The 13,420-nt window shown below is 52.1% G+C and carries 9 protein-coding genes; 2 read left to right on the top strand and 7 right to left on the bottom strand.

Features of this window, described 5'->3' with window-relative positions; genetic code table 11:
• Positions 1 to 195: 195 nt before the first annotated feature.
• A complete protein-coding gene (locus KP806_RS17530) occupies positions 196 to 615 on the bottom strand; it encodes a winged helix-turn-helix transcriptional regulator (protein WP_224725020.1) in 420 nt (139 codons plus the stop codon).
• Between the two features lie 156 nt (positions 616 to 771).
• On the opposite strand from KP806_RS17530, the gene KP806_RS17535 reads away from it, so the two are divergent.
• Together KP806_RS17535 and KP806_RS17540 are read left to right on the top strand one after the other, a co-directional pair.
• Entirely contained in the window at positions 772 to 1,989 is a 1,218-nt protein-coding gene (locus tag KP806_RS17535) for an MFS transporter (protein ID WP_224725022.1), read from the top strand.
• A gap of 2 nt (positions 1,990 to 1,991) precedes the next feature.
• Positions 1,992 to 2,834, top strand: coding sequence for an aldo/keto reductase (locus KP806_RS17540; RefSeq protein WP_224725023.1), 843 nt, complete (start codon positions 1,992 to 1,994; stop codon positions 2,832 to 2,834).
• Positions 2,835 to 2,916: 82 nt separating this feature from the next.
• Here KP806_RS17540 and KP806_RS17545 read toward each other — a convergent pair whose 3' ends face one another.
• The 6 genes from KP806_RS17545 to KP806_RS17570 form a co-directional block, all read right to left on the bottom strand.
• Positions 2,917 to 5,007, bottom strand: coding sequence for a response regulator (locus KP806_RS17545; protein WP_224725024.1), 2,091 nt, complete (start codon positions 5,005 to 5,007; stop codon positions 2,917 to 2,919).
• Positions 5,008 to 5,031: 24 nt separating this feature from the next.
• Positions 5,032 to 5,862 (bottom strand): CheR family methyltransferase, encoded by an 831-nt coding sequence (locus KP806_RS17550; protein ID WP_224725025.1) that lies wholly within the window; start codon positions 5,860 to 5,862, stop codon positions 5,032 to 5,034.
• Between the two features lies 1 nt (position 5,863).
• Positions 5,864 to 9,547 (bottom strand): response regulator, encoded by a 3,684-nt coding sequence (locus KP806_RS17555; RefSeq protein WP_224725026.1) that lies wholly within the window; start codon positions 9,545 to 9,547, stop codon positions 5,864 to 5,866.
• Positions 9,548 to 9,787: 240 nt separating this feature from the next.
• A complete protein-coding gene (locus KP806_RS17560) occupies positions 9,788 to 10,753 on the bottom strand; it encodes an acetylxylan esterase (protein ID WP_224725027.1) in 966 nt (321 codons plus the stop codon).
• 405 nt (positions 10,754 to 11,158) lie between these two features.
• The gene (locus KP806_RS17565) at positions 11,159 to 12,631 is read right to left on the bottom strand and encodes an effector binding domain-containing protein (RefSeq protein ID WP_224725028.1); all 1,473 of its coding nucleotides are present in this window, start codon (positions 12,629 to 12,631) and stop codon (positions 11,159 to 11,161) included.
• Positions 12,628 to 13,416: a VOC family protein gene (locus KP806_RS17570; RefSeq protein ID WP_224725029.1), complete on the bottom strand. Its 789-nt coding sequence runs from the start codon at positions 13,414 to 13,416 to the stop codon at positions 12,628 to 12,630. Before KP806_RS17570 ends, KP806_RS17565 begins: the two co-directional genes overlap by 4 nt.
• Between the last annotated feature and the right edge of the window lie 4 nt (positions 13,417 to 13,420).

The raw sequence follows: 13,420 nt of genomic DNA on the forward strand, positions 1-13,420 counted from the left end.
TTCTCCAAATATCCAAGCTTATCACCGTATATTCTTGAATTCCGCTGTACTAATTACAGCAAAGGCTGCGATTCCGCATTTGTGACCTAATTTTGATGTACAAAGTGCATGCTGAAATGACTTGCTTTTGTGATAGATGCCTTGCAATCTGTTTATCTCCTGGTTCTGCTACTCATCCTGCTACTGTTTCTGTTCTTAAAACTTGCCCGGCTCCATGACCGGTTCCGTTTCTTCTATCTCATCCTCCGCCGGATCCTCCAAATCATTCAAAACATTATCCTCCAATACAGCGCGTTTGCTGCCGTATTCTTTGATAATATACTGATCCCCCCATAAGCACAGGGAATTCAAAATGACCCGCAAGGTGTCTCCAAATTCGCTCAGCCGGTATTCGACTTTGGGCGGCACCTGGTTATAGACGATTCTTTCGACGACGCCGTGCTGCTCCATCTCACGCAGCTGCTGCGTGAGCATTTTTTGCGTGATGCCGGGCATGAGCCGCTTCAGCTCGCTTGTTCTTTTTGATCCGTGCATCAAATGGCAGAGAATGACGCATTTCCACTTGCCGCCTATCACCTCTAACGTCGCTTCAACCGCAATATTGTATTTCTTCATCGGGATTTTTCCTTTCCTCCCCTGCAAGGCAAACAGCCTCTGATGGGTACTTTTTTGTGCCTACATTACTTAAAAGTACGTACTATTCGTTTCGGAATCAGAAGCCTATAATAACATTTGCCGGCGGGAGTCACCATACTGGAGGAGGAAAATGAAATGCATAGAGACAAAAAAAGAAGCACGATGGCGCTGCTCGCATTAGCCGTTAGCGCCTTTGCAATCGGAACGACTGAATTCATCAGCGTCGGGCTGCTCCCGTTAATCGCGGATGATTTGCATATATCGGTTACGGCTGCAGGCCTGACCGTCACCCTGTACGCCCTGGGCGTTATGCTTGGCGCCCCGATTTTAACGACGTTAACGTCTCGTATACCGCGCAAAACGCTGCTGCTCTGGATTATGATCGTCTTTATGCTGGGCAATGGCATGGCAGCCGCCGCGGGCGGAATCGGCATGCTGCTCGCGGCGCGCGTCATCTCGTCACTTGCACACGGGATATTCATGTCGATCGGATCGACGATCGCGGCCGATCTTGTTTCGGAGGACCGCAGGGCGAGCGCAATTGCCGTCATGTTCTCCGGATTGACCGTAGCTACGGTAACCGGGGTACCCATCGGAACGTTTATCGGCCAACAGCTGGGCTGGCGTGCCGCGTTTATCGTCATCGTTGCCGTTGGTATTATCGCATTTATCGCTAACGGTCTATTGATTCCGGCGGGCTTGCGCAAAGCTGCAGCCACATCCGTTCGCGATCAGGTGAAGGTCATTACGAACGGACGACTGCTGCTTGCTTTTGCCATCACAGCCCTCGGTTACGGAGGAACGTTTGTTGTCTTTACCTATTTATCCCCTTTACTGCACGATATAACCGGATTTTCGGAGGAGTCGATCGCCGCGATCCTGCTCGTTTACGGCATCGCAATTGCAGTCGGCAATGTGCTTGGGGGAAAAGCGGCGAACCGGAAGCCGATTGCCGCCTTGTTCTATATGTTCGCTGCTCAAGCCGCCGTTTTGCTTCTTCTGACCTTTACGGCCTCTTCGAAATGGGCAGGAATGATCACCGTCATTCTTATGGGCTTATTCGCCTTTATGAACGTACCGGGCTTACAGGTGTATGTCGTCACGCTGGCAGAACGCTTTACGCCGCAATCGGTCGACGTGGCTTCCGCTTTTAACATTTCCGCCTTTAATGCGGGCATCGCGATTGGCGCTTACTTGGGCGGTGAGATCGCCGACCGGATCGGACTGATTCATACGCCGTGGATCGGCGCGATTATGGTAGCGGGTGCGGTCGTATTAACCGGCTGGAGCCGTATGCTGGACAACAAAAATAAGGAATTCGCCGTGAGACCGGCGATTCGGGAGGTATCCTGATTATGATAACTTCACTTCAATCCGCAGCAAATCTGTCAAACGGAATTCAAATGCCCTGGCTCGGCCTTGGCGTGTTCAAAGTCGAGGAAGGCGAGGAGCTGGTCCGCGCCGTCAAAACCGCGATCAAGCATGGCTATCGCAGCATTGATACGGCAGCGGTGTATGCCAATGAGCAAGGCGTCGGACAGGGCATCAAGGAAGCTATGCTTGAAACCGGCCTTGCGAGAGAGCAGCTTTTCATCACATCGAAGGTATGGAATGCGGATCTCGGCTATGAGGCAGCGCTGGCGGCTTTCGAGACGAGCCTAGGCAAGCTAGGGCTTGATTATTTGGACCTGTATCTCGTCCATTGGCCCGTGCAGGGCAAATATAAAGAAGCCTGGAGAGCGCTCGAAAAGCTGTACGCGGAAGGCAAGGTAAAGGCTATTGGGGTGAGCAACTTCCAGATCCACCATCTGCAGGACCTGATGGAGGATGCGCGGGTGAAGCCTGCCGTAAATCAGGTTGAGCTGCATCCCCGCTTGTCGCAGCAGGAGCTGCGGGACTACTGCAAGAAACAGGGCATTCAGATCGAGGCGTGGTCGCCGCTTATGCAGGGTCAGCTGCTGGATGAGCCTCTTCTTCAGGAAATTGCAGCTAAGCATGGCAGAACGGTCGCTCAGGTTATTTTGCGCTGGGATTTGCAGCACGGCATCGTTACGATTCCCAAATCGACGAAAGAGCACCGCATTCGCGAAAACGCAGACGTATTCGGCTTTGAATTGACTCCCGAAGACATGGCGCGGATTGACGGCCTGAATCGTAATCTGCGGATCGGTCCGGACCCGGACCATTTCGATTTTTAATCAACAAGCATTCAAGCTGCAAAAGGCCGGCCTCGGGTCATGTACGATGACTCGGGACCGGCCTTATTTTGTAACATACAGCCTAACGGACGTTGAGCTTCGGAAACCCGCATATGCGCAAGCAGTATCGCTCGATCATTTCTTTCAAAATGTGCATCCGGATCGGCTTGCTTATAAAATCCGTCATACCGGCTTCGATGCAGCGTTCTCGCTCACCTGACAGGACATTCGCAGTCATCGCGATAATAATCGGCTTTTCGCCTGCGCTAAGCTCCCCCAAAATACGGCGCGTCGCTTCGAGCCCGTCCATCACCGGCATCTGGATATCCATTAAGATCAGATCGTATCGGTTGTCCTTGGCCATTTGCAGCGCCTGACTGCCGTCCTGAGCGATGTCGGCCTGGTAGCCGAGCTTCACCAGCATACGCAGCGACAGCTGTTGATTGATCTCATTATCTTCTGCGACCAGAATACGAAGCGGCTTCTCCTGCTGAAGCTCCGCTTCCTCCTGAAGCTCCGGTAAGGCAATGTCGAAGGCATAACCTTCATCGATTACCTCTTCGCGGGCGGCAGCCTCTTGTTCCTCTACCAGCGGGTAGGGTTTCAAGCGAATGGTGAACATGAAGGTTGTTCCGCGTCCCTGATCCGTTTCTACGCGGATAGAGCCGCCCATCAGCTCGATCAGATTTTTGCAAATGGCAAGGCCGAGACCGGTCCCCCCATGCTTGCGCGTCATCGAAGAATCCAATTGCGAGAACGGCTGGAACAACAGCGGAAGGCTTTCCTTCGAAATGCCGATTCCCGTATCCTTGACGGATATGCCCAGCATAATGGAGGAGCCGTAATCGGCCGCCAGCACCACTTCTACATCGATGCCGCCCTCGTTCGTAAATTTCACAGCATTGCCGACTAAATTGATGAGCACTTGCCGCAGCTTCGTCAGGTCCCCTTCCAAAAATTCCGGCACAGACGGATCGACGCGGTAGCTCATCCGCAAATTCTGCTGCTTCGATTTCATCGTGAACAGGTCAAACGTTTCCTCGATGCAGGTTTTCATTTGAAATGGAACTTCCTCCAGCTCCATTTTGCCGGATTCGATTTTGGAATAGTCCAAGATATCGTTAATGACCGATAATAACGCGTCACCGCTCTTTTGAATAATATCCGCGTATTCCGTCTGCTCGTCCGTCAGCTCCGTCTCCAACAGCAAAGCTGTCATCCCAAGCACTCCGTTCATCGGCGTTCGGATTTCGTGACTGACCATGGCCAAAAATTCCGATTTGGCGCGGGATGCGATCTCTGCCGCCTCCATGGCCGCGACAATTTCCTTCTCATACTGCTTACGCTGTGTAATGTCGCTGATGGTGCAGGCATAGATTTGCTCGTCATCCACCTTTGCGGTTCCGATCTGGATTTCCGCTTCAAATAAGCGGCCGTCCTTGCGCCTCGGACTGACTTCGATCAGCCTGCCGAGCATTCCGGTTTCCGGTTCGCTGGCGTCCCTCATATAATCGATTTCCGTAAAAGCGGGAATGAGCAAGGACATCGGCTTTCCCGCCACCTCCTCCTCCCGGTAACCGAACATTCGCTCAAGCGCGGGATTGGCCATCAGAATCATCCCGTTCCGGTCAAAGGTAATCATCGTATCGATGGAGGTTTCCCTTACGATTCTGGCTTGTGCTTCCGTCTTGCTCAGCTTATAGGCCGTCCGCAAAAGCTCCTTGTTCATCTTCTCCAGTTCCCTGGTCTTCTGATGAAGCAGCTCCGTTTGCAGCTGCAGTTTTTTATTGCTGACATACATGCTGACAAAACCTTCGATCTTTGTCCGGAGAATTTGCGGATTAAAGGGTTTAATCATATAATCGATCGCACCTACGGAATAACCCGTATAAAAATGCTGGGATTCATTTCGGGTCGCGGATACAAAGATGATCGGAATCTCCTTGGTTTTCTCGCGGGATTTGATCAGCCTGGCGGTTTCAAAGCCGTCCATGCCCGGCATCTGAACATCCAGGACGATCACGGCATACTCGTTCTTTAACAGGCTTCGCAGCGCTTCCTCACCGGACAAGCACTTGACCAATTGATAGCTTTTGTTGTCCAATACCGCTTCCAGAGCCAATAAATTGTCCGGATTGTCGTCAACCAGCAAAATGTTGACCGGTGTTTCCATCCTTTGTATTCACCTGCCTTTTCATTATTTCACCTTGCGGTACAGACGGTTCAAATTGTCCAGCTCCTCGTAGTCGTCGGCATGCCTGGTAAAATTAATCGATTCTTTTGTTCCGAGCGCCAGCAGCCCGAACATGCTCAAGCTGTCGTACAGCAGGCCGTGAACGTGATACTGCAGCTGCTTGTTGAAGTAAATCATGACGTTCCGGCAAAAGATTACGTTAAACTCGTTAAACGAGCTGTCCGTAACCAGATTGTGCTGGGCAAATACGATGTTCCGCTTCAGCTCGGACTGAAAAATAACCGAATCGTATTTCGCCGTATAATACTGCGAGAAGGAGGCTCGCCCGCCCGAATCCAGGTAATTGCGGGTGTACTGCTTCATTTTGTCGATCGGATATACGCCTTCCTTCGCGATTTTCAATACTTCCGCATTCGTATCCGTCGCGTAGATTCTTGTTTTCTCGTACAGCCCTTCCTCCTGCAGCAGGATAGCCATCGAGTATACCTCTTCCCCGGTCGAGCAGCCGGCATGCCAGATCCGGATAAAAGGATATGTCCGGAGAATGGGGACGACTTTTTCGCGGAATGACTTAAACACCTCGGGATCTCTGAACATCTCGGTCACATGGATCGTCATGTCGGCCAGCAGCCGGTCCATACAGCCCCGGTCATGCAGGATCCGCTCCGTTAACCCCGAAACGGTCGACAGCCTCTCTGAATGAACCCGGTGCCAGATCCGCCGGCGTACCGACGAATAGGCATAGTTGCGGAAATCGTAGCCGTACATCCGAAATACCGCCTCGAGCAGCAGCTCAACCTCGATCCGTTCCCGTTCTTCATGTTTGTTATCCATGTTATTTATATAACCACACTCTCATTAAAGACAGCAGCTGCTCGGTGTTCACCGGCTTCGCGATATAGTCGGATGCCCCCGCTTCGATGCATTTGTCCCGGTCGTCCTTCATCGCTTTAGCAGTCACGGCTATGATCGGCAGTTTCTTGTATTCGGACATGAGCCGAATTTCCCGCATCGTTTCATAGCCGTCCATTTCCGGCATCATGATATCCATTAATATTAAATCCGTATTCGGATTTTTCCTAAGCTGCTCAAGCGCTTCTTTCCCGTTTTCGGCGAAGGCGATATTCATTTTATAGCTCTCAAGAACGCTTGAAAGAGCAAACACGTTGCGGATGTCGTCGTCCACGATCAGGATGTTCTTGCCTTCGAAGATCGACTCGACACTGTGCAGCTTACGGAGCATATCTCTTTTGTCATCCGGCAAATTGGCTTCGACGCGGTGCAGGAACAGCGTGGTCTCATCCAGCAGCCGCTCCGGCGATTTTACGTCCTTGATGATGATCGTGCCTACGTTCTTCTTAAGCCGCTGCTCTTCCTTCGCGTCCAGGTCGCGGGCCGTATAAATAATGATCGGCAAATCCCGAATGCTCTCCTCTTTGCGGATCTCGTCCAGCAGCTCGAAGCCGGAAATATCCGGAAGCCCCAAGTCCAGCACCATGCAGTCAAAATGCTGCTCCCGAAGCAGCGCCATCGTTTCTCTGCCGGTTGACACCGCCGTAATCAGAATATCGTCATGCCCGATGAGCTCAATCATGCTCTTCCGCTGCGCCGCATCATCCTCAACGATCAGCAGATGCTTTAAGTTGCGCTCCAGGAACGATTCGATCTGCGTAAAAACCTTGTCCAGCCCGTCTTTATCAATCGGCTTTTTCAAATAAGCAATGGCCCCCATGGACAAGCCGTCCTGGATATCGTCCAGAACGGATATGACATGAACCGGAATGTGCCGCGTCTCCGAATGATGTTTCAGCTGGTTCAAAATGGACCAGCCGTCGATGACCGGCAGCTGGATATCCAGCAAAATCGCATCGGGACGATACGTCCGCGCATAGGAAAGCCCTTTGTCGCCTTGCAGCGCCACGATGCCTTTGAACCCGCGCGACCTGGCGATATCGAGCAGCACCTTGGCAAAGCTGACGTCGTCCTCGATAATCAGCACGACCCTGTCGCCGGCTTGGATGCTATGGGCGTCATCCTCGATGACAGGATGAGGCAAGATCGCGGCATGCTGCTCCTCCGGAACGTCAGGCTGCTGCTCGGAGACGGCAACCTCTTTGAAGGCACCGTTTAAAATATTGTCATGCAGCTCGCGCGAAGCTTGCTCGCTTGATACATGAAACTCCGGCATATATAAGGTGAAGGTGCTTCCGCTGCCCTCGGTGCTGGTCAATCGGATCGCCCCGCCCAGCAGGTCCGCCAGCTCGCGGCTGATCGCAAGCCCAAGGCCCGTTCCGCCGTATACGCGGCTTGTCGTACCGTCCACCTGCTGGAACGCCTCGAAAATGAGCTGCTGCTTGTCGGCCGGAATGCCGATACCGGTATCCTTCACTTCGAATGCCACATATTTGTTCATCGAATCCGGCCACTCCGCCATCGGACCCGATTCCTCCAAAGTCGCATTTCGGATCGTCAGCGTCACCGTGCCGTGCTTGGTGAATTTGAAGGCGTTGGACAGAAAATTTTTGAGTATTTGCTTCAGGCGGTGACTGTCGGTATAAATTTCTTCCGGCAAGCCCGGCTCCAGCTTCGTCTCGAATCGGACGTTCTTCTGCAAGCTGACCGGCAAAAAGCTGCGGCGGCAAAACTGCTCTACATCTTCAAGCGGAACGTTCTCGGTGACCACATTCATTTTGCCCGCGCTTATTTTGGACAAATCGAGAATTTCATCGATGAGCTTAAGCAGATCGCTGCCAGACGCATGAATGGTTCCGGCGAATTCAACCTGCTTTTCCGTCAAGTTGCCTTCCTTGTTGTCCTTCAGCATCTGCGAGAGAATGAGTAGGCTGTTAAGCGGCGTCCGGAGCTCATGGGACATGTTCGTCAAAAATTCCGATTTGTATTTGGAGGAGAGCGCCAGCTGCACGGTCTGCTTCTCGAGTGCGGCCTTCGTCTTCTCGATTTGCTCGTTTTTCTGCTCGGTCTGCTTCATCTGCAGCTCCAGCATATGAGTTTTCTGAAGCAGCTCCTCATTACTTTGCTCCAGCTCCTCCTGCTGGCTTTGCAGAAGCTCCTCGGACTTCTTCAGCTGTCTCGTATGCTCCTCAAGTTTATCGTTAGATTGCTTCAGCTCGTTTTGCTGCGAAAGCAGCTCTTCGGATTGCGCCTGCAGCTCCTCGCTCAAGGCTTGGGATTCCCTCAGAAGCTCCTCCACCTTCATCCGGCCGAACAGATTGTTAATGACGATTCCCAGGCTCTCGGCCGTTGAATCCAGCAATCTGCGTTCGAGGGGCGTGTACGGGCGTATGGCCGCCAGCTCGATTACGGCGAGCAGCTGTGCTTGATACTTGACCGGAATGAGAAGCAAATATTGCGGAACAATCTCGCCAAAGCCGGCTTGTACCTTGATGTCGTTTTCCGGGATATCGTTAACGGAGATAACTTCGCCGTCCTGCGCGCATTCACCGACCAAGCCCTGACCGAAAGCAAACACCCTGTCAAACTCCGCTTCCTCCCCGAAGGCGAACGCTCCTTGCAGCTTCAACAGATTTTGCTCCCCAAGGCCTTCCCGTACATAAAGCGCTCCGAACTGGGCCCCGACGATCGGCGTTATGCCGCGGATAAAAGTTCTGCTTAGCCCATCCAGGCTGCTGACATTCTGGATTTCTTGTATCGTCCGGGTCAGGTTCGTCTTCACCCAGGAATCTTCCTCGATACGGGTGTTATAGACAAGCTCGCGTTCGGCCTTCTCCTCCAGACCCTCCGCCAAGCCGTTGAACGCCTTCGCTACATCCCCGAACTCGTCTTTCCGTATATTCTTAATGCGGGCAGAGGCGTCGATCGTCCCCTGCGCAAATCCTTTGATCATAATCGAGAGACTTTGCAGGCCTTCTCCCAGGCTTCGCATATTCCACAGCATGGCCCCGATGCCGATTAACAAGCCAATCGCCGTAACGATGTTCATGATCATCACCGTTGCGCGATTATCGGCGAGCGACTGCTCCATCGAGCGGTCCATCGCTTTCCGGTGAAAATCGGCCATTTGGTTGGCGGTGTCCAGCAGCTCCTTCTGATAGCCCATTCCCACTTCCTGCCGGAGAGCGACCGCCTCTTCGGGTTTGCCTTGCTTAATCAGCTCAATCGCCTTTGAAGCGTATTCCACATATTTATCGCCGGCGGTCGTCAACCGGTTCAAAACCTGATCTTCGATTTCCGATTCGGATTCTGCTTTCAATTCTTCGAACGTCGCGGCAGCCGTCTTGCCCGCTTCCGTCATCATCGGCATATGCTTGTCCAGATTGGCCTGCGTTGGCTCGATCAATACGCTCGAAATATCTTCCGCCAGTTCATTGATTTTGCCTCTGACTTCATAGGATTTCAGCATTTTTGCGTATCTGTCCCGCTGAAGCTTCTCCAGCTGAGCGGATTGCGCCGCCAAATTCGTTACGCCGGCTGCGGCTAGAATAAGCATGACCGTCATTAAGATGGTGTAGCCGATCATAAACTTTGTCTTTATCTTCATCGTTTGCTCCCCGCCCTGTTCTAACATAATGATTGCCGATACGGCTAAACCCATAAACCAATCCGATCCCGCGGCACCTTCATTTACCGTTCGCTGCCGCTTATCCGCCGACACAAACAGAAGACAAGCTTTCGAAGAAAACTTGTCTTAGAGCTTTTCGTATTCGCCATGCCGCCGTTAACGGTTGAATTATGGTTTATTACCCCGTTCTTGACCGTTTGAAACAGGGAAATTACATTTTTATTGAAACCATTCCGAAAAGCTGCTGTTCAAATAAGAAAGCTTAACCTCCGTATGTCTGGAGCCTCCGCCTTCATGCCCGTTAAACGGATAAATGTAAATTTGTTTCTCGCCGGGGATCCGGTTATACGTTGCAAAATACATTTGCGCCGGGCATACCTCATCCTTCAAAGCGACGGATGCAAGCACGGGACACGAAATCTTGTCCGCCATATTCATCGTGTCAAAATAACTCAAATTATCCATGACCAGATCCGTTTGCTCCGGATGCCTCTTTAAATACTCGGCCACGCTGGCATAAGCGCCATGGTTCCCTTCAACGCGGGCAACCAGATTGCTGTTGCTCGGCACGTCGACCATCGCTAGCGCCGGCCGGTTGTCGAGCGCGGCCACCGCCATCCCGAGCGCTCCGCCTTGGCTTCCGCCTTCGATAATCATTTTATCCGAATCCGTCTCATCCTGGGCGCATGCAAAATCAATGGCCTTCAGACTGTCCATGTAAGCGTAGCGGTAATAATATTCGTGTTTGTCATGCACACCCTTGCTGGCGACGCTTCTCATGAAGCCGTGCGTATAAGCTGCGTGATTTCCCGTACGCCCTCCCTGATCGCGGCAATCTACCGACAGGACCGCCATTCCCATCATAACCCAATGCATGAAACCGGAGGGCTCGCCCCGGCTTCCGTTAAAGCCATGGTAATGGATCAGACATGGGTACTTCTCTTTCTTAAGAAAGGCCGGAACAATATACCAGCCGTGAATTCTCGTGTCATCCATCCCATTATACGAAATGGCGTATACCTTCACGTGCTTGCTTGGATATTCGACCTCGACTCGTTCCGGATTCAGCGGCACTTCCTTCGCTTGCCGAATCGTACGGATCCAAAACTCCTCAAAATCGTCCTTTTTGGTTAATTCGGGAAGATAGCCGTAAAGCTCTTTCGTTACGTTATCGACATAACCCATTTTACCGTTTCTCCCTCCAGGCTGCAGACACAAATAATACCAGCTTGTTTAAGAGAATCATAGCATACAAAGATTTGCTTCGGCAGAACAAACTTTGTTTCACGGCGTTTAAAATTAATGGAATTTACCTTCCGCCGGCAGGAATAACTGGACTTTTTGTATGTATTCGCTTCGCATCTTCTTAGGCGGTTAAAATAACTGGATTTCGTGTAATTAAAAGTGAGTCATTCAGCCGATTCGCCTTAAATTCATCGATTTACATACATCAAATCCAGTTATTTCAGCTTAAAATTTAAGATCGGGATAAATAACAGCATCAAATCCATTTACAGATGAGATTGCTGGGGAAATACAAGGCCGGGCCCCTCTTAAGAAGAAGCCCGGCTTCCATCGCGGGATCGGCAATTAGTTATTGCGGAATCGAGCGAGAAGCTCGGAAACGGGTATTCCGTCTATCTTCATGCCATCGATCCGGCAGCCCTTGAGGTCCACGTCCCGGAGGTCGCAATTTTCGAACCGGGCCGTGCGTAAATCGCTGTCCCTGAAAATGACCGGCTCGACGTTAACCCAGCCGTCCGTGCCCGGTTCGACGTCGAAACGGCTTTCTTCAAAGTCCGGACGTTTAATGTTCTCAAATACTGTTCCGCCCATTTGCAGCATATTGAGCCGGACGTTCGAGAAATAAATATGCTCCCATTCGGAATTGACGAAGTTGACGTGCCTAAGCCGCGCATCCCTCATATCGATTCCGTGCAAAGTCGCTCCTTGCAGGCTAACCATCCGCAGGCGCTCGCCGCGCAAATCCTGCAGCACATGGCCGCCTTTCTCGTCGATCACGATTTTGTCCGTCAGCCTTGTGTCCTGCTGCCGCTTCCGCAGGGGAAAATGAAGCTCGAATTCCGAGCCGGCATGGCCGGTTCCCTGGAATCGCCCGTCATAACGCTCGAATTCGTAATCGGGTACAGCGTCGAAATCCGTTTGTTGAGGGAACCAAACTCCGTGAAAATAATCCCACACCCGCACGTAGCCATTCATATTTCCCCGGTAAGTGACGGCTAAACAGTCATGATCCGGTATCGTTCTTTCGCTCATTCCCTCCGGCAAAGGCGCCGCGTAATCTTCCTCCACCTCGACACCGGCAAAATAAACAAAGTCCTGCCCCGGCCCGAACGGCGGCTCATACCAATAGAACCCAATAGTCTCGTTTTGCTTCCTGCGGCCGGAAATTTCGCCGATTCTCGGCATAAAGGTCCGCCACATACGCGGAATGGCTTCCTCCGGTGTGGTCAGCTTCCTGTCGATATACTCCTCGATTCCGACCATTTTGCGGCTCCGCCCTTTGCGCACTTCCGCGCCGATAATGCCCGGATAGGCAGGATGCAGGCTATCCGCCGCATCTTCCTTGATCGGAGCGTAAATATCAAAATCAAAGTAATCAATTTCATCCGCCGGGATATCGAACGGATTGACAGGCCGGAGCCGGTTCATTTCATACCCGTATGACCCCTCACTCACGTCTCTCTCGTACGGCCCGTTACTGAACCAATCGAACAGATTACCGTATGTTTCATCCATGCGTGAGCGGTCGCCTCTCACCGTAACCTTGGCGAATCTCTTCGCCGGAATTTCGATCGTCTCCAATCCTTCCGGAAGCGATTCGAACGTATTCACCTTCATGCCGACCCACAGCGTCGTCACTTCCGTCGCCCACTGCCATTCCGGTATAAAGACGAAGCCGTTTTCGCCGTCATCTACGGCAGGGTGTCCGCTCAGCAGCTCTTCAACTTCCTTCCATGCCTGCCGAACGCGGCTTCCATCTCTCGGAACACGCAGCACGGCCGCTTTCATTTCGGGCCTTACCACGATTTCAACTTTCATTTCCCCGCATCTCCCGGATGATCCTGACAGACCATTAACGTGTTGCCGTCTTCATCCCTTATATTGAAATAAGAAAAATGCGGGTATCGGTCAATGCCATATACCAGCTTGAAGCCGAGCTCCTGTGCTTCTATGAAAGCTCGATCGATATCTGAGGTGCCAAGCTTAATCAGGACGGGTCCGTTCTCTTGCACCGGCCGGTTCTCCATCCCGTTGGAATCGAGCATCAGATGGGATCCGTTGTCGAGACGGAACAGATGAAGATGACCGTAGCGGTCCTGCTCTCTCACTTCAAGTCCCATCAGCTTTGCATACGTATCCACTGCCCGCTCCAAATTCCTCACCCATAAAAATACCGAGTTAATATGCGGGAAGATGCTGCAATGGGCTCTGCTGCCGTCAATTCCGCCGAAGGCGAGATGATAACCGTCCGGATCCTCGACGATAAACTCCTTCCATGGGCCTCCCTCGGCGTAGACGACAGGTTCTCGTGCAATGATCGCGCCCTTCGCCTTAAATTCACGGAATAATTCATCCAATGCCGTCCAATTCTCTACATATGCATATACATCTATGCCGATGTCCGAGCCCGGCTCCGGCGAATTCGGATTTACCGGGGAAGAGCCCGGAGCCTGGTGAAGCTTTAGCGCGAGCCCGTTCAAGCCGTCCCGCACCGCCCACCAGTCCGTTACGTCGAAGCCCAGCACGTCCTTGTAATAGCGGCGGGAAGCCGCCAAATCCGAAACCATGAACACTGTTAGAGAGGTTCCGATTTGCTTGGCCATACCG

Origin of the sequence: Paenibacillus vietnamensis (assembly GCF_020169515.1) — a bacterium.
Taxonomy (GTDB): Bacteria; Bacillota; Bacilli; order Paenibacillales; family Paenibacillaceae; genus Pristimantibacillus; species Pristimantibacillus vietnamensis.

Coding starts and splice junctions, on each gene's coding strand:
- KP806_RS17530 (WP_224725020.1), bottom strand. CDS start 615: ATGAAGAAATACAATATTGCGGTTGAAGCGACGTTAGAGGTGATAGGC.
- KP806_RS17535 (WP_224725022.1), top strand. CDS start 772: ATGCATAGAGACAAAAAAAGAAGCACGATGGCGCTGCTCGCATTAGCC.
- KP806_RS17540 (WP_224725023.1), top strand. CDS start 1,992: ATGATAACTTCACTTCAATCCGCAGCAAATCTGTCAAACGGAATTCAA.
- KP806_RS17545 (WP_224725024.1), bottom strand. CDS start 5,007: ATGGAAACACCGGTCAACATTTTGCTGGTTGACGACAATCCGGACAAT.
- KP806_RS17550 (WP_224725025.1), bottom strand. CDS start 5,862: ATGGATAACAAACATGAAGAACGGGAACGGATCGAGGTTGAGCTGCTG.
- KP806_RS17555 (WP_224725026.1), bottom strand. CDS start 9,547: ATGAAGATAAAGACAAAGTTTATGATCGGCTACACCATCTTAATGACG.
- KP806_RS17560 (WP_224725027.1), bottom strand. CDS start 10,753: ATGGGTTATGTCGATAACGTAACGAAAGAGCTTTACGGCTATCTTCCC.
- KP806_RS17565 (WP_224725028.1), bottom strand. CDS start 12,631: ATGAAAGTTGAAATCGTGGTAAGGCCCGAAATGAAAGCGGCCGTGCTG.
- KP806_RS17570 (WP_224725029.1), bottom strand. CDS start 13,416: ATGGCCAAGCAAATCGGAACCTCTCTAACAGTGTTCATGGTTTCGGAT.